Here is a 261-nt window from a genome sequence, read left to right on the forward strand (position 1 = left end):
GGTCCAGCCGTCCGCGATCGCCCCGACGTCACCGGTGCCGTACCCCAGGCGGGCGACGGTCTCGTCGGTCGCGCCGGGGAGGGGGAACGCGGTGCCGGTGGCATCCACCAGGGTCAGCACGCTGGCGTTCTGATCGCCGCGCCCGCCCGCGCGAACGAGTGCGCCATGGCTGGGGTCGACGCGCACGCCCGCGGCGACGGCGGTCGCGCTGGGCTGGGTGGCCAGCGCGGTGACGGCCTGGCCCTCGCCCGGTTGCAGCAC

At 77.4% G+C, this 261-nt stretch carries 1 protein-coding gene; it reads right to left on the reverse strand.

Features of this window, described 5'->3' with window-relative positions; all coding sequences use genetic code 11:
• A partial coding sequence (locus DBR36_RS18170; protein WP_219927676.1) for a type VII secretion protein EccB occupies window positions 1-261 on the reverse strand: 261 nt, incomplete at both ends.

Source organism: Microbacterium sp. HMWF026 (assembly GCF_003061325.1).
Lineage (GTDB): Bacteria > Actinomycetota > Actinomycetes > Actinomycetales > Microbacteriaceae > Microbacterium > Microbacterium testaceum_E.